A 20,185-nucleotide genomic window follows, 5' to 3' on the forward strand; every position below is an offset into this window, starting at 1 on the left:
CGCCACCGTCAGCCGCCCGAGCTGAACGCGGCGTCGAACGAGGCCGACGGCGGGTCGAAGGCGTTGCGGCGGATGAACTCCAGCGCCTCGGGCGCGCCGACGAGCCGGTCCATCCCCGCGTCCTCCCACTCGACGCTGATCGGGCCGGAGTACCCGATGGTGTTGAGCATCCGGAACGACTGCTCCCACGGCACGTCACCGCGTCCGGTGGAGACGAAGTCCCAGCCCCGTCGCGGGTCCCCCCACGCCAGGTGCGAGCCCATCCGGCCGTTGCGGCCGTTGCCGACCTGACGCCGGGCGTCCTTGCAGTCGACGTGGTAGATCCGGTCGCGGAAGTCCCACAGGAACCCGACCGGGTCGAGGTCCTGCCAGACGAAGTGCGACGGGTCCCAGTTGAGACCGAACGCGGGCCGGTGCCCGATCGCCTCCAGCGCGCGGACGCACGTCCAGTAGTCGTAGGCGATCTCGGACGGGTGGACCTCGTGCGCGAACCGGACGCCGACCTCGTCGAACACGTCCAGGATCGGGTTCCACCGGTCCGCGAAGTCCTGGTAGCCGGCGTCGATCATCGACGCGGGCGCCGGCGGGAACATCGCGACGGTCTTCCAGATCGACGAGCCGGTGAACCCCACGACGGTGTCGACGCCGAGCCTGGCCGCGGCCCGCGCGGTCATCTTCATCTCCTCGGCCGCCCGCTGCCGCACCCCCTCGGGATCCCCGTCACCCCAGTTGCGGGCCGAGAGAATCCCCTGGTGCCGCTCGTCGATCGGATCGTCGCAGACGGCCTGACCGGTGAGGTGGTTGGAGATCGCCCACACCTTCAGGTCGTGCTTGGCGAGGATCGCGAGCCGGTCCGCGACGTAGTCGTCGTCCTCCGCGGCCCGCCACGGGTCGAGGTGGTCGCCCCAGCAGGCGATCTCCAGGCCGTCGTAGCCCCAGCCGGAGGCCAGCCGGCAGACCTCCTCGAACGGCAGGTCGGCCCACTGACCGGTGAACAACGTGATCGGACGTGCCATGTCTCCTCCTCAGACCTGCTGCCACGAACCGGACGCCGCGCTGTCCTCGACGGCGGCGAGGACGCGCTGCACCTGCAGCCCGTCGGCGAACGACGGCGCGGGGTTCGTTCCTTCCGCGACCGCCCGCACGAAGTCGACGGCCTGGTGGGTGAACGCGTGCTCGTAGCCCAGGCCGTGCCCGGCGGGCCACCAGGCGGCCACGTACGGATGTCCCGGCTCGGTGACCATGATCCGGCGGAACCCCGCGACGGCGGCGTCCTCGGTGCCGTCGAAGAACTGCAGCACGTTCATGTCCTCGAAGTCGAAGGCCAGGCTGCCCGCCGAACCGTTGATCTCGATGCGCAGCGCGTTCTTGCGGCCGTTGGCGAACCTCGTGGCCTCGAACGAGCCGAGCGCGCCACTGCCGAAGCGCGCCAGGAACAGCGCGGCGTCGTCCACGGTGACGGGCCCGGTCTGCCCGGTCGCGGCGGTACCGGACAGACCGGAGTGCGCGGAGGCGAGCGGGCGCTCCGGCACGAACGTCACCAGCATCCCCATCACCTCGCTGATGGTGTCGCCGAGGATGAACTGGGTGGCGTCGACGATGTGCGCGCCGATGTCGCCCAGCGCGCCCGAACCGGCCTTCTCCTTGTCGAGCCGCCAGGACAGCGGCGCGGCCGGATCGACGATCCAGTCCTGCAGGTACTGGGCCCGCACGTGGTGGATGCGTCCCAGCCTGCCCTGGGCGACCAGGTCACGGGCCAGGCCCAGGGCAGGCACTCGCCGGTAGCTGAACCCGACCATCGCGCGCACGCCGCGCTTCGCCGCCCGTTCCGCTGCCTCTGCCATGGCGACCGCTTCGGCGACCGTGTTGGCCATCGGCTTCTCGCACAGCACGTGCTTGCCCGCGTCCAGGGCGGCGACCGCGATCTCGGCGTGCGTGTCCCCCGGCGTGCAGATGTCCACCACGTGCACGTCGTCGCGCTCCAGCACGGACTTCCAGTCGCTCGTCGCCTCCGCCCAGCCCAGGCGCTCGGCCGCGGCCCTGGTGCGGTCGGCGTCCCGCCCGGCCAGCACGGACATCACCGGCCGCACCGGCAGGTCGAAGAAGTGCGGCGCGACCCGCCACGCCTGGGAGTGCGCGGCTCCCATGAAGGCGTGGCCGATCATCGCGATGCCAAGTTCAGTCACCGTGCGGTCCTCTCGTGTTCTCAGGACTCGAAGGCGGTCGGCAGGTAGCGGTCGACGTTGTCCTTCGTGACGACCGGGGCGTACAGCTGGACCTGCCGGGGCACCTCCACCTCGACCAGGTCGCCGAGGCTCTTGTTCTGCACCGCGAGCCGCGCCAGCCGGATGCCGTCGGCGCCCTGGGTGGACGGGTAGATGACGGTCGCCTTGTGGGGGCCGTTGTCCGCCTTGATCTCCCGCATCACGTTGGCCGATCCCGCGCCGCCGACCATGAAGAACTCGCCGCGGCCGGAGTTCTTGATCGCGGCCGCGACGCCGACGCCCTGGTCGTCGTCGTGGTTCCAGATGGCGTCGAGCTTCGGGGCGGCCTGCAGCAGGTTCGCGGCGGCCCTCTCGCCGCTCTCCACGGTGAACTCGGCCGCCACGCGGTTGTTCACCTTCAGCCCGCACCCCGCGAGCGCCTCCGCGAAGCCCTTGCTGCGGTCCTGGGTCAGCGGCAGCGAGTCGATGCCGGCGATCTCCGCGACGACGGCGTCCGTCTTGCCCTTGAGCCGCTCGCAGACGTACGTGCCGGCGGATACGCCCATGCCGTAGTTGTCGCCCAGCACCGTGGACCGCGCGGCGAACGGACTGTCGAACTGGCGGTCGACGTTGATCACGGTGATGCCGGCCTTCATGGCCTTCAACGCGACCGGGGTGAGCGCCGCGCCGTCGAACGGCAGCAGGACGATCGCGTTCACCTTGTCGTTGATGAACGTCTCGACCTGGCTGATCTGGAGGTTGACGTCGTTGGTGCCCTCGACGACCCGAAGCTCGACGTCGGAGTACTTCGTCGCCTCGGCCTTGGCGGCGTTGGTGATCGCGGCCATCCAGCCGTGGTCGGCGGCCGGCGCGGAGAAGCCGATGACGACCTTCTTGCCGGGCTCGTCGTTGGCGACCTTCACACCGCCGCTCTGGTTCCCGCCGCCCTGGGGCTCGGGCGTGTTGCCCGTGCAGGCGGTGAGCGCGAGTGCTGAGGCGGCGGCGAGAAGAGTGATTCTCTTGAACTGCATGGGTTTCTGGTCTCCTCGGGTGGCGGCGGTCGTGGATGCGGCGCGTCAGGCGCCGCTGCGTCGGGCCAGCCGCTGCTGGAGGAGGACGGCGACCACGATGATCGCGCCCTTCGCGACGGCCTGGGCGGAGATGGAGAGGTTGTTGAGGGTGAACACGTTCGACAACGTGGTGAAGATCAGGACGCCGAAGACGGTGCCCGCGATCGTGCCGCGGCCGCCGGACAGCAGCGTGCCGCCGATCACGACCGCGGCGATCGCGTCGAGCTCGTACAGGCCGCCGTGGGTCGCGCTGCCGGTCGTGGTGCGGGCGATGAGCATGGCGGCGGCCAGCCCGCAGCACAGACCGAGCAGCGCGTAGAGCAGGACGGTGTGCCGCCGCACGTCGATGCCCGCCAGCCGGGCCGCCTCCGGGTTGCCACCCACCGCGAACGTGCGGCGGCCGAACGTGGTGCGGTTGAGCAGCACCCATCCGGCCACCGCGACCACCGCGAAGATCACCACGAGCACCGGTACCCCCAGCACCGATGCGTCGAAGAACGCGGCGAAGCCCGGCACGTTCACGATCTGCGTCTTGCGGTTGGAGATGATCTCGGCGAGACCGCGGGCGGCGGCCAGGCTCGCCAGCGTCGCGATGAACGCCACGACCCGGCCGTAGGCGATGAGCATGCCGTTGACCAGGCCACACGCGCCGCCCACCAGCAGCGCGGTGAACACGATGACGATCCAGTGCGTGTCGTTGGCGATGCCTTGGGTGGCCAGGGTCGTCGCCCACACCGAGGACAGCGCGACGATCGCACCGACGGACAGGTCGATCCCGCCGCCGGTGATCACGAACGTCATGCCGATGCTCACGACACCGATCACCGCGGCCAGCCGCAGGATGGTAAGCAGGTTGTCGACGTCGGCGAACCGGTCGCCCGCGGTGATCACCCCGCCCAGGCACAGCAGGACCAGTGCGACCACGAGACCGGTGTTGCGCCCGGCCGGGGAGGCGAGCAGCGCCGAGACGCTCGACTGCCTGGCGACCGGGGTGTGCTGGGGCGCGGCCACTGCGGCGGTGTCCTCGCTCATGCTGCGTGTCCTTCCATGACCAGGTCGAGGACCCGGGACTCGTCGATCTCGTCGGCGGGACCGTCGTGGACCACCCGGCCCTCGCGCACCACCAGGACCCGGTCGGCCAGGCCCAGTACCTCCTCGACGTCGCTGGACACGACGACGACGGCCACGCCGGAGTCCGCCAGCGCGCGGATGAGCTCGTAGATCTCGCTGCGCGCGCCCACGTCCACGCCGCGGGTGGGTTCGTCCAGCAACAGCACCCGGCACTCCCGCAGCAACCACCGCGCGAGCACGACCTTCTGCTGGTTGCCGCCGGACAGTCCGCGCACCACGCGGTCGACGCCGGCCGGCCGGACGTCCAGCGTCTCGGTGAGCTGGGCCGAGCGGACGCGTTCGGCCCGGTCGTCCAGGAACCCGAAGCGGGCGAACGACGACATCGACGAGACCGTGATGTTGCGGTACACGGCCTGGTCCAGCAGCAATCCCTGGCTCTTGCGCTCCTCGGGGCACAATCCCATGCCCGCGCGCACGGCCGCGCCGACACTCCCCCGCCGCAGCTGTTTTCCGTCGACCTCGACGGTGCCTTCGGCCGCCTTGCGCGCGCCGTAGATCGTCTCCAGGATCTCGGAGCGTCCCGACCCGACGAGCCCCGCGAGCCCGACCACCTCCCCCGCGCGGACGGTGAGGTCGACGTCGCGGAAGCGGCTCTTGTCGGCCAGCCCGCTCACCTTCAGCACTTCCGGTGCGGCCGGGTCGACGGGTTTCCGTTGCGGGAACACGTTGTCCAGCACACGCCCGGTCATCAGCCCGATCAGTTCGGAGGTCTTCACCTCGCGTGCGGGCAGGCCCGTGGCGACGGTGCGGCCGTCCTTGAGCACGGTGACCCGGTCGCCGATCTCCCTGATCTCCGCCAGGCGGTGCGAGATGTAGACGACGGCCACGCCCTGCGCGGTGAGCTCCCTGATGACCCCGAACAGGACCCGCACCTCGTCCGGGTCCAGCACGGCCGACGGCTCGTCCATGATCAGCAGCTGCCCGTCCAGCGACAGCGCCCGCGCCATGCTCACGACCTGCTGGTGCGCCACGGACAACCGGCCGACGTCGCGGTCGGGCGAGATCTCCGGGTGCCCCAGCCGGGCGAGCAACGCGCGGGTCCGGCGCCGTGCGTCCGATCGTCGTGTGAAGCCCACAGTGGACAGTTCGTGGCCGAGGAACACGTTGTCGGCCACCGACAGGCCGCTCACGAGGTCGAGCTCCTGGTAGATGGCGGCCACCCCGCTGCGCATCGCCGCCGTGGGGTTGCCGAACGACACGACCTCGCCCCGCCAGCGGATCTCGCCCTCGTCGGGACGGTGCGCGCCGGACAGCACCTTGATCAGCGTCGACTTGCCGGCGCCGTTCTGCCCGAGCAGGCAGTGCACCTCACCCGCGCGGACGTCGAAGTCCACGCCCTGCAGGGCCATCACGCCGGGAAAGCGCTTCACCAGACCCTGGACCGACAACAGTGCCGCGGCCGTCATCCGGCCACTCCGGTCCACAGCCGAAAAGGCGCGCGGCAACGCGCGGGCGAGCTCGTCATTGAGTCCTCCGGGGCCCCGGCAACCGTTGTGCCATCAGGGGAATTCGGTCCAGCGGACTATCAAGCTAATTCGCCGGTTTTGTCCCGGCAAGAAGGTGGGAGTGGCACATATCGGCCATCTTTTTCCTTGACCCGGCGGCCCCGCCCATCCACATCCGATCGACAAACGGTCGACCGCCGCAGTGCACCGTGCGTCCGTCACGGGAGGAGACACCAATGGCGGCACTGCAACCTGGGTTCGTCCGGACGTACGCGCACAAGAAGGTCGTGATCCTGAAGACGGGCTTGAGCATCGGCGACGAGGACGCTGTCCTGATCGCCCCGCTCATCTCGGCCAAGCCGCCCGCCGCCACTCGCGGTGTCGAGGTGAAGACCGGCTACGGCAGGCGCTGGGTGCTGATCGGCCAGCTGAACACCGTGAAACCCGCCGGCCTGATCACCGTCTGGAAAGGCCCGGACCGTCTCAAGCCGGACCAGATGAAGATCGTCCTGCAGGAGCTCGACAAGTAGGGCTCCCTAGCGGGCGGTGAGGGCGTAGGCGGGCAACGGCACGTTGCCGCTTGCCCGCGCGGTCTGGCGGAGCAACTCCTTCGCCAGACCGTCCGGCGCCTCCTTCAGCGCGATGGAGATCTCCCAGTCCGCGTCCTGCAACGCGCTCGTGTCGACGTCGCCGATCCGCTCGACCTGCCAGCCGGCGCTGCCGAGCGCGGCGAGCAGGGTGGCGCGGGTCAGCGGCGCGCGGACGTTGCCGTCGGTCTCGCCCATGCGGTCCTGGGCGAGCACGGCCAGCAGGTGCGGCACCTGGTCGGCACGCTGGGGTTGCGGGTCCCACTCGGCGAAGCAGAGCCGGGCACCGAGCTCACGGGCCTTCGCGAGGGTTCGTTCGAGCAGGTCGGCCGATGCGAAGTACCAGGAGCAGTGGGCGAGCACGACGAGGTCATAGCCGGTGCCGACGTCGTCGGTGAGCGCGTCGGTCTCGTAGCGCATCTCGATGCGGTCGCCGAGCGGACCGTCGAGCAGGTGCCGCGCGGAGTCGCCGACCGTGACCGGAGCGCCGTAGCCGGGTGGCGCGATGTCGGTGCCGACGACCCTCCCGTGTGGACCGACGAGGTCCGCGAGCACGGCGGTCATGTCTCCCTGGCCGCAGCCGATCTCCAGCACTCGCGCGCCGTCGGGAATCTGCCAGGTTCGCGCCAGTTCCAGGCGGTATCGGGTCTGCGTGACCTGAACGTCCGGACTGACGGAGTGCGCCGCCATGAGGCGGGCGATTTCTTGGGGATTCATCGTGGTGGAGCGTAAGAGCGGGTGCCCGCTGGCGCATCTTGTTTCGGAACGATGCCGAGTCGCCCCAGCCCCAGCGGCGTGTGGTCGTGCTCCAGGCGTGTGCGCAGCGCGGCATAGGCCTCCGCGCGAGCGAGGTCCTTCGCTCGGGGCGGATCAGGCACGCGGTCCAGCACCTCGCGCGGATCGCACACCCACACCGGCAGCCCGGCGAGTTCCATCCTGGACGCGCCCTCCTTGAGCTGGGCGTAGGTGCCGGTGAGCGTCGGTGGGACGTCCACCATCCCCAGCCTGGTGACGAACAGGTGGTCCAGTTGCTCCAGCGTCACCGGGTCCGGCCGCCACGCGCGGCACTGCTCGACGGTGAGGCCGTTGCGCCAGCTCGGGTCATGGGCGGGGACGGCGTCGAGTCGCAGCAGGAGGTCCGCCACGCGGCGCAGGTTCGCCGGGTCCGGCGACGGCACGACGTCGAGGTCGTTGGGTTCCAGGTCCACGCCGTAGATCGCGAGGACGGTGGACCCGCTCATCACCCAGTCGATCTCGCGCAGTGCTTCGAGCAGCTCTCGCACCCGCAACCGCGGGCGGTCTCGTGGATCAAGCATTCCGCCGAGGCTAGCGCGATCCCGCACGGGCCGGAGACGTCCTCACGGGCCGCGTTCCACTCCTCGGCCGGACACGACAGGTGGCGTCCTCACGCCTCGTCCTTACCCCGTGCCGAGGGCGAACAGGTGGATCTGCTTGTCGGACGGCAGGGTCACGGCGGCGATCGTCCTGCCCTCCGGCGCGTCGAACGGCGCGGTGGCGAAGACGAACGCGGGTCCGGTGCCGCCCTGGTTCACGTTGCGGTAGCGGGGATGCGCGACCGCGGTGTTGCCGAAGACGGGGTCGTTCGCGCTGCCGCCGGGCAGGACCCAGTCGCCGAACGACAGGTCGGCCTGGGCGGTGCCGCCATCGGTGAAGGTGACGGTCGCGGTGCCCCGGTGGTCGCCGTTGCTCGCCGCGCCGACGAACACCAGGCGCCGAGGCTGACCCGCCACGGCGAAGGTCTGGCCTTCGGCGGCGACGTTGTCCGGGCGACCGGCGGGAGCGGCGGGCCAGGTGAACGCGGTGCCCGCGACCTCGATCCGCTTGCCGCCGGTCAGGCCCGCCTCGGCCAGGGCCTGCCGGGAGTAGCTGTTGCCGGCACCGTCCAGGTTGGCCTGCGACCTGGCGTCGTCGTCCGAGATGCCGGTGTTGTTGTACCGGGTGGCCAGGCTGCCTTCCGGTGCCACCAGAACGGTCACCGTGGTCGTGACCGTGCGGTGGTCTCCCGTGATGGTCACCGGGATGTCGTGGTAGCCCTCGGTCGCGGTCGCGCTCACCTGGAACTTCGCCTGGCCGTCCTCCAGGCGGAACCGCTGCGGACCGGTGACGGTGATCCCGGTGGGCGGGGCACTCGACACCGTGAGGGTGCGGTCCTTGCCCGCCAGCTTGCGCGCGGACACCGTGAACTCCGCGGTGCCACCGGGCCGCACCGTGATCATGCTGTTGGCACCGGCCAGGAAGTCGTGCTCACCGTCGCGATAGGACGGTGGCGCCTCGTCGGCGTCCGTCGCCCAGTCGCGGTCCGGCGTGGTGCCGAGCTCGAAGTCGAGCCTGCCGCCGTTGCTCACGATGTCGCGGGGCAGGCCGGTGCGCTCGTGGTCGCGGCCGTTGAGGTTCAGGTCCCGCACGTACATCGCGGTGGCGGAGGCCTTGGGCGCGTTGATGGTCAGGTCGCGGCCGGGCAGGTCGAGCACGATGCGGGGGAACAACGGGCTGTGCAGCGCCAGGTCGGACGTGCCGGGCGTGGCGGGATAGAGGCCCAGCGCGGCCCAGACGTACCAGGAGGACTGGGCGCCGAGGTCGTCGTTGCCGGGTTCGCCGTCCGGGGTGGGGCTGAACAGGGTGGTCATGATCTGCCGGACCACCTGCTGGGTGCGCCACGGCCTCCCGGTGTGGTTGTACAGCCAGGGAATGCCGAACGCCGGTTCGTTGCCCGCCCACATGTACGGCTCCTGCGGGCCGACGTTGAGCTTGGTGGTGAACGCGTCCAGCCGCGCCGCCGCGGCATCTCGGCCGCCCATCGCGGTGATCAGGCCCGCCGGGTTGTGCGGCACCATCCAGCTGTACTGCACCGTGTTGCCCTCGTCGAACCCGTCCTGGCCGAACCCGCCGCCGGGCGAGAAGGCCGGACCGTCCGGGAACCGGCCGTCGCCGTCGCGCGGCTGGACGTGCGAGGTGGCCGGGTTGAAGAGGTTCTGCCAGTTCTGGCCGCGCCGGGTGAACTCCTCAGCGGTCTTCCGGTCACCGGCGGCCTTCGCGAGCTGGGCGATGGCGAAGTCGTCGATCGACCACTCCAGTGTGATCGATGCGCCGACCCGGTTGTGGTCGCCGCGGGCGGCGTCGGTGTTGGGCAGGTAGCCGCGCTTCACGTACTCGGCGATGCCCGGCCGTTCCTGGTAGGCGCCGGGCGTGGTGTCCACGCTGGTCGCGCCCTTGACCAGGTACTGGAGCGCGGTCTTGAGGTCGAAGTCGCGCGCGCCGTACGCGTAGAGGTTGGCGATCAGCGGGACGGAGCTGTCGCCGGTCATCTGCGCGGTGTAGTCGTTGGCGAGCGGCCAGCGCGGCCACCAGCCGCCCTGCACCGCGTCGTTGACGAGTGACTGCGCCATGTCACTGGCCTCGCGCGGCCACAGCATGGCGTGCAGCGGGGCCAGGCTGCGATAGGTGTCCCAGTCGGAGAAGTTCGCGTACTGGGTGCGTCCGGCGGGCAGCGTGTGGATCTGGTCGTCGAAGCCGATGTAGCGGCCGTCCACGTCGTTGAACGTGTTGGGGTGCATCAACGAGTGGTACAACGCGGTGTAGAAGGTCTTCAGCTCACCGGTGTCCGTGCCGGCCACGCGGATCTTGCTCAGCTCGGTGCGCCACCTCGCCCTGGTGTCCGCGCGGACCTGGCCCGCGTCCCAGTGCGGAATCTCCTGGGTCATGTTCCGCTTCGCACCGTCCACCCCGACGAACGACAGCGCCACCTTGGCCTTGACCTGACCCGCGGGGAAACTCAGGTACGCGCCCGCCTTCGGGGCTTTGACGCCGCCGCTGCCGGGACTGATCGCGGTGCCGTCCCACGTGCCACGAGCCGTGAACGGCCGGTCGAAGGTGATGGCGTAGTAGACGGTGTACTTGTTGGACTTGCCGCAGAAGCCCCCGGTGCCGGCCGAACCTGTCACCGTCGTGTCGTTCTCGATCCTCACCTCGGCCGCCGAGTTGCCCGACAGACTCGCGCCGCCCTTGACCAGGACGTGGCCGTCGGCGGGCAGTGTGAACGTGGCCAGGCCGGTGCGGGTGGTGGCGGTGAGTTCGGCCCTGACCTTCGAGTCCTCCAACGTCACCGCGTAGTAGCCGGGCTCGCCCTGCTCGCTGGTGTGCTGGTAGCGCTCGACCCGGTCCCAGGGCTTCTCCCCCAGGTCACCGGTGATCGGCAGGATCGGCACGTCGCCGAACGCGGTGCACCCGACGCTCGCGTGCGCGAGGCTGAAACCTCGGATCTTTTCGTTGTGGTACTGGTAGCCGGCGTAGGAACCCAGGGTGTCCGGCGAGAACTGCATCATGCCGAACGGCACCGCCGGACCGGGAAAGTTGTTGATCTCGCCGACGGCGGCGTTGGCCACACCGGTGCCGATGAACGGATCCACGTACGCCGTGGGGTCGGAGACCAGCGCGGGCACCGGTTCCGCGGCGGCGACCACCGGAGCAGCGAGTACCAGCGCGGCCGCCATCACTACCAGTCCCCTGAAGCGCACAGATCGGAACTTTCCGCAGACCTACCACGCTGTCAACGTTGTCGGCGTCGATCTGACCGGTTCCGGACACCACGTCACGCGGGCGGCGCCAGCACGATCGCCGAGTTGTGGCCGCCCATCCCAAGCGACGACTTGATCGTGAGGCCGTCAGCGAGCGGAGTGAGCCCGTCCAGCAGGGCCGGGTGCCCAGGCGCGACCACGGGCGGTGCCGGGATCACGCCGGTGTCGTACGCCATCGCCGTCACCGCGGCCTCGATCGCCGACGCCGCGCCCTGGCAATGTCCCGTCAGCGGCTTCACCGAGTAGACCCCGGTCTCCGGCTCGAACAGCTGCTCCAGGACGGCCGCCTCGGCCGCGTCACACTGCGCGGTGCCGGGGCCGTGCGCGTTCAGGTAGCGCACGTCGGCGGCACTCACCCCGGCGTTGTCCAGCGCGTCGGTGAAGCACGCGGTGATCTGGTCGAGCTGCGGATCGATCGACGTCACGTGGTACGCGTCGTGCGACATCGCGCCGCCCAGCGTCATGGCGTACGGCCGGGACGCGTGCCGGGAAAGGACGAACGCCACCGACGCCTCGCCCATCACGAATCCCCTGCTGCCCTGCTGGAACGGACGGCACGCGTCGAGCGGCTCGGCGTCCACGATGGCCACTCCCAGCCGGACGAAGTGGGCCACGTTCTCCGGCGTGAGGGACAGATCCGTCGCGACGAACACGACGTCGTCGACGATTCCCGCGTCCAACCACGCTTTTGCCGTGATCAGGCCGGCGTTGCCCGACGCGCACATCGCCGAGACGTTCATAGCGGGCCCGTGGAAACCGTATTCCTGCATGAGCATCGACATCGGTGTGGACGGCATCAGCGCCAGATAGTCGTGCACCGGCAACGACCCTCCGCGCGTGACGTAGAAATCGCGCCACAGGTCCACCTCGCCCAGCACCACCGCGTGCAGGAGACCGACCCGGCGACCGGGACGCCAGCCGCGGGTGCCCGCGTCCTCGATGGCCTCTCTGGCGGCGGCCCGCATGGCCTGCGCGAACCGGCTCGGTCCGTCGAGCGGATCACCGCCGTCGCCGACTCGCGCCGCCCAGACCGTCTCGCCGGGGTTCCTGCCCAGCTCGGGAACCACGGTGGCGGCGGGTTTCCCGCTCGCCAGACCGTCCCACAGAGACCGGCGGCTCCAGCCGTACGCGCTGACCACGCCGATTCCGCAGATGCTCACACCTCGCGCGACCATATCCAGCTCCACCACCGAGGGCCGACACCTCCTACCAGGGTAACTGCCCAGCACACCTGGCGGTGAGCGATCTATTCATCCACAATGGACAGTGAAGTCGACCCCCTGACCATCGGACGGTGTCCGGCTACCGATATAACGGCACACCATGTTTACGCCAGACGGATGCGCCTCCGGCCGCCTGTGCGGTAGGACTTCACGATGGCCACGCCACCGCGAATCCGAGGGAGTGCAGGACCTGGGAGCCATGACGTGAGCGGCCTGATCGGTGACGCGGAGTTCGACCACGAGCTGCTGGCCGGCCTCGCGCTCTCGATCGGCGCCTCGGTGGTGTGGTGGCTCGACCTCGACGACGATCGGCTCGGCTGGATGCCGGGCCTCGACGTGGTGATCGGGGTGCCCGGCGCGGACCCCGGCACCGTGCGCGCCACGCTGGCCGACCTGGTGGCGCCGCTGACGGTGGCCGCGAGATCTGCCCCCGCCTGGCAGGACTTCGAGCTGGAACAGCCCGTGGAGACCCCGGCCGGCGCGCGCCGGCTCCAGTTCCGCGCCCGCGTGTCGACCCGCGGCTCCGCACCGGCGCTGGTCGGCGTCGTCGCCGACGTGACCTGGCGGCACACCCAGCAACAGCAGCTCACCGACCTCGCGGACCGCTACCGGCTGCTGGTCGACCTCTCCCCCGACGCGATCGTGGTGCACGAGTCGGGCCGGATCGTGTACGCGAACCCGGCGGCGATCCGGTTCGTGCGGGCGCTGTCCGACGGGGAGATCGTCGGCAGGCTGATCACCGACTTCGTCCACCCCGCCTCGCAGCAGGAGATGCTGCGCCGGATCGCGAAGCTGTCCGAGCCCGGCGCCGCCAGCGACCCGGCGGACGCGGTGCTGGTCCGGTTCGACGGGGGCACGACCGACATCGAGTCGGTGTCGGTGCGCACCACGTGGGAGGGCAGGCCCGCGTTCCAGGTGATCATGCGGGACGTCACCGAGCAGAAGGCGGCCGCGGCGGCGCTGCGCTACCAGGCCGCACTCGCCGCGCACGTGAGCGACGCGCTCGTCGCCACCACCGCCAGTGGCGTCGTGACCAGCTGGAACCCCAGCGCGGAGAACGTCTACGGACACCGCGCCGACGACGCGATCGGGCGGCCCATCGCCCTGGTGGTCGGAGCGGCGCTCGACCCGGCGGCGATCCTGGACGCGGGCGGCGTGGTCCAGGCGGAGCACCGCAGACTCAGCGGTGAGGCGCTGACGGTGCGGGTGTCGGTCGCCAGGATGGACGACGGGTACGTGCTGATCTGCGCGGACGAGACCGCGCGCAGACGGGCGGAGCAGCGCTTCACCGCGGTGGTCGACGCCATCGAGGAAGGCGTGCTCGTCGTCGGCGCCACGGGGCTCGTCGAGTCCGTCAACCCCGCTGCCGAACGGATCCTCGGAGTGAGCGCGCGCGAGGCGACCGGCGAGCTCGCGTCGTCGGTCGGACTGCACGACGAGGCGGGCCGTCCCATCCCGCTCCACCTCTTCCCGTCGGCCATCACCCGCGCGACCGGCAGACCGCAGCACGGGCGGATCGTCCGGGCGCCCCGGCCGGACGGCAGCCACGTCTGGCTGTCGCTGAGCGCCCGCCCGCTCAGCCAGGACGGCACCCTGCCGACGGCGACGGTGTTGTCCTTCACCGACATCACCGAACGCCGCATGATCGACACCAGGCTGGAGCACGAGGCGACGCACGACGCGTTGACCGGCCTGAGCAACCGCACGGTGACCATCAACCGGCTCAGCCCGCCCGCGAGGGCCCACCGGTCGGGGCTCACCGCGGTGCTGTTCATCGACCTGGACAAGTTCAAGGTCATCAACGACTCCCTCGGCCACAGCGCGGGCGACGAGGTGCTGCGGGTCGTCGGCTCGCGGCTGAGCCTGAGCGCCCGCCGCGGCGACGTCGTGGGCAGACTCGGCGGCGACGAGTTCACCGTCATCGCGTACGGCGTGACCGGCCAGGACGAGGCGGCCTCTCTCGCGGACCACATCCGCGCCGAGATGAACCGGCCGATCATGGTGGACGGCCGCCAGTTGCACGTCGACGCGAGCGTGGGCATCGTGCTCGCCGAGCCCGGCGACCCCCGCGACGGCGCCGACCTGCTCCGCGACGCCGACCTCGCGATGTACCAGGCCAAGACCAGGGGACGCGGGCGGATCGCGTTCTTCGACGTCGAACTGCGGGACCGCATCCAGCGCCGCCTGCAGCTGGAGCAGGACCTGCGGATGGCGCCGCTCAACGACGAGCTGTGGCTCGCCTACCAGCCGATCGTCGACCTCCGCACGGACCGGCGCACCGCCGTCGAGGGCCTGCTGCGCTGGACGCATCCCCGGTACGGCCTCATCTTCCCCGGCGAGTTCATCACGCTCGCCGAAGAGAGCGATCTCATCAACATCGTCGGCGCGCACATGCTGCACACCGCCGCCCGCGAGATCGCCGAGCAGGCACCGGATCTCCAGCTGACCGTGAACCTGTCGGCCCGCGAGCTCGACGACCCGTGGCTCGTGTCGGCCATCCGCAACGCCACGCACAAGGCCGGGCTGACCCCGGGCTCGCTGTGCCTGGAGATCACCGAGAGCGCTCTCATGCGCGACCCGGCACTGGCCGCCCGCACCCTGTCCTCGTTGCGCGACCTGGGAGTGCGGCTCGCGATCGACGACTTCGGCACCGGCCACTCGTCGCTCGCCCAACTGCTGACCCTGCCGCTGGACACGCTCAAGATCGACCGTTCCTTCACCGCTGGCCTGGGCCGTTCCGACGAGGCGACCGCGATCGTCACGAGCATCATCGCCATGGCCCACGCGGTCGACCTGACCGTGATCGCCGAGGGCGTCGAACATCCCGAACAGCTGGAGATCCTGCGCGCCCTCGGGTGCGACCAGGCGCAGGGGTACCACCTCGGGCGGCCGGCGCCACTGGCCGAGCTCTGACTCTGTTGACGGTGTGACCGGGCAGGTCCTAGGGTCGGTGCAGCACCAAATTGAAACGTTTCAATCGGCCGCCTGCGTTACCAGCACTCCCCTAGCCCAGGAGAAACGCGATGCGAAGTCGATCCCTGCCGCACGCCCCAACTCGGTTACTCTGCGTAATACTTTCGGCACTCCTCGCCATGTCCGTGATCATCGTGGTCCCTGCCGCGGCGGCGCCCGCCGATCTCTCCGGAGCGCACTGGATCTGGTACCCCGAGGGGAACCCCGCGGTCTCCGCCCCTGCCGAGCACCGCTACTTCCGCCGCACCTTCACCCAGCCCGCCGGACAGGTCGGTGAAGCCCGGCTGATCGTCACCGGCGACGACACGGTCGACGTGTGGCTCAACGGCGAACCTCTCGCCGCGTCCGCCCGCTACACCAGTTCCTGGCAGCGCGCGGTCACCGTCGACCTGCGCTCCGCCCTCGTCACCGGCACCAACACGCTGGCGGTCGCGGTGCGCAACACCACCGCCGGTCCGGCGGGCCTCGTCGCCCGCGCGCGGATCGTCACCGGCGGCACGGCCGTCGACCTGGTCACCGACGGGGCGTGGAAGGCGGGCCGGGGCGCGGGCGAAGGCTGGGAGAAGCCCGGTTTCGCCGACGGCGCCTGGCCCAGGGCCGCGGACCTCGGCTCGTACGGGATCGAGCCGTGGGGCAGCGGTGTGACCACGACCGATCCAGGCGAGGCGACTCCGTTGACGGTCACCGCCACGACGACCGAACGACGGGTCGCCCCGCTCGGCGTGGACGCGAGGCGACCGAGGCTGGGCTGGACGCTCGCCTCCGCGGCCTCCGCTCAACGGCAGGGCTCGTACCAGGTGATCGTCGCGAGCACGAAGGCCCTGGCCGAGGCCGGGACCGGCGATCTCTGGGACAGCGGCCGGGTGCACGACGAGCAGTCCGTGGACGTCATCTACGGCGGTGCCGCGCTGACCTCGCTGACCGCCTACCACTGGCGGGTCCGCGTCTGGGACACGCAGGGCAGAGCAGGAAGCTGGAGCGCGGTCTCGTCGTTCGAGACTGGGCTCTACAACGCCGCCTCGGAGTGGCGTGGAGCGTTCGTCGGCGGGCCGGTCGGCCAGGGCTTGGACGGCGCCACCTGGATCTGGTACCCGGAGGGGTCGCCGACGGCCGGTCTGCCTCCGATGACGAGGTACTTCCGCAAAACGTTCACACTCGCCTCCGCACCGGCCGCCGCCACGCTCGCGGTCACCGCCGACGACACGGCGACCGTGTGGGTCAACGGCGTGAAGATCTACTCCAGTCCACAGGTGGAGCACTCCTGGCGACGGGCAGGCGTGATCGACCTGACCGGCCGGCTGCGCTCCGGTGCCAACACCATCGCGGTGTCGAGCACCAACACGTCGGACTCCCCCGCGGGTCTCGTGGCCAAGCTGACCGCGGACGCCCTCGTGGTGCAGTCGGACGGGACCTGGAAGGCGTCGACCCAGTCCCCTGCCGGCTGGGAGCAGCCTGGGTTCGACGACGGCGCCTGGGTTCAGGCGAGGACGCTGGTCGGCATTGGCGGAGCGCCGTGGGGCAACGAGGTCGTCGTTCCGCAGCCCGCCCCGTTGCTGCGCAAGGGTTTCACCGTGAACAAGCCCGTGCGCAGCGCCCGGTTGCTCACCACCGCGCTCGGCATTCACGAAACGCAGCTCAACGGCGCCAAGGTCGGTGAGGACGTGCTGGCCCCGGCGTGGACCGACTACAACAAGCGTGTGCAGTACAAGGTGCACGACGTCACCAACCGCATTCGCCAGGGCGACAACGCTCTCGGCGCGTGGCTGGGCAACGGCTGGTACTCCGGCAGCCTCGGCATCGGCGGCAACAGGTTCTACGGCACGCAGCCGTGGTACTCGGCGCAGCTCGTTCTGACCTATGTGGACGGTACGACGCAGACCGTGGCGACGGACGGCTCCTGGAAGTACCGGGCCAGTCCGATCACCGCCGACGACCTCTACCACGGCGAGCACTACGACGCCCGGCTCGCGGTCCCGGGATGGGACGGCGCCGGCTTCGACGACAGCGGCTGGCGTTCCGCCCAGGTCCGCCAGGGCGCGATGCCGAACCTGGTGGCCCAGGTGGACGCCGGCACGAAGGTGCAACGTGATCTGCGGCCGGTCGCGCTGACCCAGCCCAAGCCCGGCGTGTGGGTCTTCGACCTCGGCCAGAACTTCTCCGGCTGGAACCGGCTCCGGGTCCAGGGCCCCGCGGGCACCACCGTCACGTTGCGGCACGCGGAGGTCCTCAACCCCGACGGCACGCTCTACACCACCAACCTGCGGGCCGCGCAGGTCACCGACCAGTTCGTGCTGGCGGGCACCGGCCAGACCGAGACCTTCGAACCCAGGTTCACGGTCCACGGCTACCGCTACGTCGAACTGACCGGTCTGCCCAGCGCGCCGACGCCCGACACGATCACCGGCCGGGCGGCGTGGACGAACGGGGAGGAGATCGGCGGGTTCGACACCTCGGACCCGATGCTCGACAAGGTGCAGAACGCCATCGTGTGGGGCCAGCGGTCGAACATGCTCTACGTGCCCACCGACTGCCCCCAACGCGATGAGCGACTGGGGTGGACCGGGGACATCGCGTCGTTCGCTCCCACGTCCACGCACAACATGGACGTGTCCGCGTTCCTCGACAAGTTCACCGACGACATGGTCGACGCCCAGCGCTCCGACGGCGCGTTCACGGACGTCGCCCCGAACGTCGGCGGCATGGGTGGCGGCACCGCGGCGTGGGGCGACGCGGGCGTGATCGTGCCCTTCACGCTCTGGCAGCGGTACGGCGATCTGCGCGTCGTCCAGGACAACTTCGCCGCCATGACGAAGTGGGTCGACTACCTGCGTTCGACCGCGGAGGCCGATCTCATCCGCGATCGCGGCGGGTTCGGCGACTGGCTCAACGTCAACGACGACACGCCTCGCAACGTCATCTCGACGGCGTACTTCGCGTGGTCCGCACGTCTGGTGTCCCAGATGGCGCAGGCCATCGGCAAGTCCGCCGAGGCGGCGACCTACGGTTCGCTCGCCGACCAGGTCTCGGCCGCGTTCACCAGCCGGCTCGTGGCCGCGGACGGCACCGTCTCCGGCAACACCCAGACGGGGTACGCGCTCGCGCTGGCGTTCGGTCTGGTGCCGGCCAACCGGGTCCAGTCCCTGGTGGACAGGCTCGTGGCCAGGATCCGTGCCGCCGGCAACCACCTCACCGTCGGGTTCGTCGGGGTGTCGCACCTCCTGCCGGTGCTGGCCGACCACGGCCGGGCCGACGTCGCGTACCAGGTGCTGACGCAGCCGGACTACCCCGGCTGGGGCTACATGGTGAACAAGGGAGGCACGACGGTGTGGGAGCGGTGGGACAGCATCCGCCCGGACGGGTCGTTCCAGGATCCGGGGATGAACTCCTTCAACCACTACGCGATGGGCTCGGTCGGCGACTTCCTCTACCGCACCGTCGGTGGCCTGAGCCCCGCCTCGCCCGGCTACCGGTCGCTGCTCATCGCCCCGAAACCGGGCGGCGGACTGACCTCGGCCAGGTCGTCGCACCGGACGCCGTACGGGGAGGCGGTCAGCGAGTGGAACACGACCGGAGGGCGCTTCACCCTCCACGTGGTCGTGCCCACCGGGACCTCGGCGGTCGTGCGCGTGCCGGCGACCACCGCGGTGACGGCTCCGGCCGGGGCCGTTCCGCTCGGTTCCGGTTCCGGTGTCGCGTCGTTCCACGTTCCCGCCGGTGACTACAGCTTCACGGTCTGACGGATGAACGGTTCGGCGCGGATGTCGTCCGCGCCGAACCGTTCAGCACAGCTCCGAATTCCTTTAATACTATTATCGGCCGTTCGCCGCCCAAATTTTTATTAGGCATCTGGACCGTTTTCGCGAAACGCAGCAGTCTGGCTGTGCGCCCGCAACCCTGCCGGGGGCGATTCTCGTTGCACAGTCGGGAGTTTTCGATGCGCAGTTTCCCTGCCGCACTCAAGTTGGTGTCGATAGCCGCGCTGGCGGCCGGTTTCGTCACCGCGCCCGCCGCACAGGCCGACGTCTCCACTCTGGAAACGCGGCTCGGCTCGTCCGCCGCCGGGTCCTATTTGGACGATTCCGGCCGGCTCGTCGTCACCGTGACCGACCAGGCCGCGCTCGCCACCGTCACCGCGTCCGGCGCACGAGCCCGGCTCGTCCAGCACAGCGCGGCGACCCTCGACGCCAGCGCCGCCGTTCTGGACCGCACGGCGAAGATCCCCGGCACCTCCTGGGGCACCGACCCGGTCACCAACCAGGTGGTCGTCTCCGCCGACACGACCGTGACCGGCGCGTCGCTCGCCCGGTTGAAGGCCGTGGTCGCCGGTCTGGGTAGCGCCGCGCGACTGGAGCAGGTCCCCGGCTCGTTCACGACCACCATCGCGGGCGGTGACGCCATTCTCGGCGGCGGCGTGCGCTGCTCGCTCGGGTTCAACGTGAAGAGGCCCGGCACCAGCACCGCCTACCTGCTGACCGCCGGCCACTGCGGCAACCTCACGTCCACCTGGTCCACCTCCGGCGGCCAGGTCATCGCGTCCAGGACCGGAACCAGCTTCCCCGGCAACGACTACGCGCTCTTCCAGTACACCAGCAACATCAGCAGGCCCGGCGAGGTCAACCTCTACAACGGCACCCGGCGTTCCATCGACAGCGCGGGCAACGCCGTGGTGGGACAGACCGTCGGACGCAGCGGCAGCACCACCGGGTTCCACCGCGGCAAGGTCACCGGCCTCAACGTCACCGTGAACTACGTGGACGGCACGACGGTCACCGGCATGATCGCGACGACGGTGTGCGTGCAGGGTGGCGACAGCGGAGGGCCGTTGTTCGCGAACAACACCGCTCTCGGCCTCACCTCCGGCGGCAGCGGTGACTGCACCAGCGGCGGGCGGTCCTTCTACCAGCCCGTCACCGAGGCGCTCAACGCCTACGGGGTGACGGTCTACTAACCGACACGT

13 protein-coding genes are annotated in these 20,185 nt (G+C 70.3%); 4 read left to right on the top strand and 9 right to left on the bottom strand.

Going from position 1 to position 20,185, the window contains the following annotated elements; all coding sequences use genetic code 11:
* Positions 1-8: 8 nt before the first annotated feature.
* The 5 genes from ACIRG5_RS23230 to ACIRG5_RS23250 are packed head-to-tail and all read right to left on the bottom strand — an operon-like array spanning position 9 to position 5,811.
* Positions 9-1,016: a sugar phosphate isomerase/epimerase family protein gene (locus ACIRG5_RS23230; RefSeq protein WP_319974099.1), complete on the bottom strand. Its 1,008-nt coding sequence runs from the start codon at positions 1,014-1,016 to the stop codon at positions 9-11.
* Between the two features lie 9 nt (positions 1,017-1,025).
* On the bottom strand, positions 1,026-2,165 hold the full coding sequence (locus ACIRG5_RS23235) for a Gfo/Idh/MocA family protein (RefSeq protein ID WP_402908174.1): 1,140 nt from the start codon (positions 2,163-2,165) through the stop codon (positions 1,026-1,028).
* A gap of 41 nt (positions 2,166-2,206) precedes the next feature.
* Complete coding sequence (locus ACIRG5_RS23240) at positions 2,207-3,235, bottom strand: substrate-binding domain-containing protein (protein ID WP_402907833.1); 1,029 nt, start codon at positions 3,233-3,235, stop codon at positions 2,207-2,209.
* A gap of 45 nt (positions 3,236-3,280) precedes the next feature.
* Complete coding sequence (locus ACIRG5_RS23245) at positions 3,281-4,306, bottom strand: ABC transporter permease (protein ID WP_402907835.1); 1,026 nt, start codon at positions 4,304-4,306, stop codon at positions 3,281-3,283.
* Entirely contained in the window at positions 4,303-5,811 is a 1,509-nt protein-coding gene (locus ACIRG5_RS23250) for a sugar ABC transporter ATP-binding protein (protein WP_402907837.1), read from the bottom strand. Before ACIRG5_RS23250 ends, ACIRG5_RS23245 begins: the two co-directional genes overlap by 4 nt.
* A gap of 275 nt (positions 5,812-6,086) precedes the next feature.
* Between ACIRG5_RS23250 and ACIRG5_RS23255 the strand changes: the two genes are divergently transcribed.
* Positions 6,087-6,380: a hypothetical protein gene (locus ACIRG5_RS23255; protein ID WP_402907839.1), complete on the top strand. Its 294-nt coding sequence runs from the start codon at positions 6,087-6,089 to the stop codon at positions 6,378-6,380.
* 6 nt (positions 6,381-6,386) lie between these two features.
* Here the strand turns inward: ACIRG5_RS23255 and ACIRG5_RS23260 are convergent, their stop codons facing one another.
* From ACIRG5_RS23260 to ACIRG5_RS23275, 4 genes are all read right to left on the bottom strand, one after another.
* Complete coding sequence (locus tag ACIRG5_RS23260; RefSeq protein WP_402907841.1) at positions 6,387-7,154, bottom strand: class I SAM-dependent methyltransferase; 768 nt, start codon at positions 7,152-7,154, stop codon at positions 6,387-6,389.
* Positions 7,151-7,753, bottom strand: coding sequence for a hypothetical protein (locus tag ACIRG5_RS23265; RefSeq protein ID WP_402907843.1), 603 nt, complete (start codon positions 7,751-7,753; stop codon positions 7,151-7,153). Before ACIRG5_RS23265 ends, ACIRG5_RS23260 begins: the two co-directional genes overlap by 4 nt.
* Positions 7,754-7,855: 102 nt before the next feature.
* The gene (locus ACIRG5_RS23270) at positions 7,856-10,972 is read right to left on the bottom strand and encodes a GH92 family glycosyl hydrolase (RefSeq protein WP_402907845.1); all 3,117 of its coding nucleotides are present in this window, start codon (positions 10,970-10,972) and stop codon (positions 7,856-7,858) included.
* A 74-nt stretch (positions 10,973-11,046) separates the two neighbouring features.
* Entirely contained in the window at positions 11,047-12,207 is a 1,161-nt protein-coding gene (locus ACIRG5_RS23275; protein WP_402908176.1) for a beta-ketoacyl synthase N-terminal-like domain-containing protein, read from the bottom strand.
* A 201-nt stretch (positions 12,208-12,408) separates the two neighbouring features.
* On the opposite strand from ACIRG5_RS23275, the gene ACIRG5_RS23280 reads away from it, so the two are divergent.
* The 3 genes from ACIRG5_RS23280 to ACIRG5_RS23290 all read left to right on the top strand — a co-directional run bounded on the left by ACIRG5_RS23280 (position 12,409) and on the right by ACIRG5_RS23290 (position 20,176).
* Positions 12,409-15,168 carry an EAL domain-containing protein gene (locus ACIRG5_RS23280; RefSeq protein WP_402907847.1) on the top strand — a complete coding sequence of 920 codons (2,760 nt, stop codon included), beginning with the start codon at positions 12,409-12,411 and terminating at the stop codon, positions 15,166-15,168.
* A gap of 179 nt (positions 15,169-15,347) precedes the next feature.
* Complete coding sequence (locus tag ACIRG5_RS23285; protein WP_402907849.1) at positions 15,348-18,965, top strand: family 78 glycoside hydrolase catalytic domain; 3,618 nt, start codon at positions 15,348-15,350, stop codon at positions 18,963-18,965.
* Positions 18,966-19,162: 197 nt separating this feature from the next.
* Positions 19,163-20,176 (top strand): S1 family peptidase, encoded by a 1,014-nt coding sequence (locus ACIRG5_RS23290; RefSeq protein ID WP_402907851.1) that lies wholly within the window; start codon positions 19,163-19,165, stop codon positions 20,174-20,176.
* Positions 20,177-20,185: the final 9 nt, after the last annotated feature.

Origin of the sequence: Lentzea sp. NPDC102401, from assembly GCF_044765805.1 — a bacterium.
Classification (GTDB): domain Bacteria; phylum Actinomycetota; class Actinomycetes; order Mycobacteriales; family Pseudonocardiaceae; genus Lentzea; species Lentzea sokolovensis.

Coding starts and splice junctions, on each gene's coding strand:
- ACIRG5_RS23230 (WP_319974099.1), bottom strand. CDS start 1,016: ATGGCACGTCCGATCACGTTGTTCACCGGTCAGTGGGCCGACCTGCCG.
- ACIRG5_RS23235 (WP_402908174.1), bottom strand. CDS start 2,165: ATGATCGGCCACGCCTTCATGGGAGCCGCGCACTCCCAGGCGTGGCGG.
- ACIRG5_RS23240 (WP_402907833.1), bottom strand. CDS start 3,235: ATGCAGTTCAAGAGAATCACTCTTCTCGCCGCCGCCTCAGCACTCGCG.
- ACIRG5_RS23245 (WP_402907835.1), bottom strand. CDS start 4,306: ATGAGCGAGGACACCGCCGCAGTGGCCGCGCCCCAGCACACCCCGGTC.
- ACIRG5_RS23250 (WP_402907837.1), bottom strand. CDS start 5,811: ATGACGGCCGCGGCACTGTTGTCGGTCCAGGGTCTGGTGAAGCGCTTT.
- ACIRG5_RS23255 (WP_402907839.1), top strand. CDS start 6,087: ATGGCGGCACTGCAACCTGGGTTCGTCCGGACGTACGCGCACAAGAAG.
- ACIRG5_RS23260 (WP_402907841.1), bottom strand. CDS start 7,154: ATGAATCCCCAAGAAATCGCCCGCCTCATGGCGGCGCACTCCGTCAGT.
- ACIRG5_RS23265 (WP_402907843.1), bottom strand. CDS start 7,753: ATGCTTGATCCACGAGACCGCCCGCGGTTGCGGGTGCGAGAGCTGCTC.
- ACIRG5_RS23275 (WP_402908176.1), bottom strand. CDS start 12,207: ATGGTCGCGCGAGGTGTGAGCATCTGCGGAATCGGCGTGGTCAGCGCG.
- ACIRG5_RS23280 (WP_402907847.1), top strand. CDS start 12,409: ATGGCCACGCCACCGCGAATCCGAGGGAGTGCAGGACCTGGGAGCCAT.
- ACIRG5_RS23285 (WP_402907849.1), top strand. CDS start 15,348: ATGTCCGTGATCATCGTGGTCCCTGCCGCGGCGGCGCCCGCCGATCTC.
- ACIRG5_RS23290 (WP_402907851.1), top strand. CDS start 19,163: ATGCGCAGTTTCCCTGCCGCACTCAAGTTGGTGTCGATAGCCGCGCTG.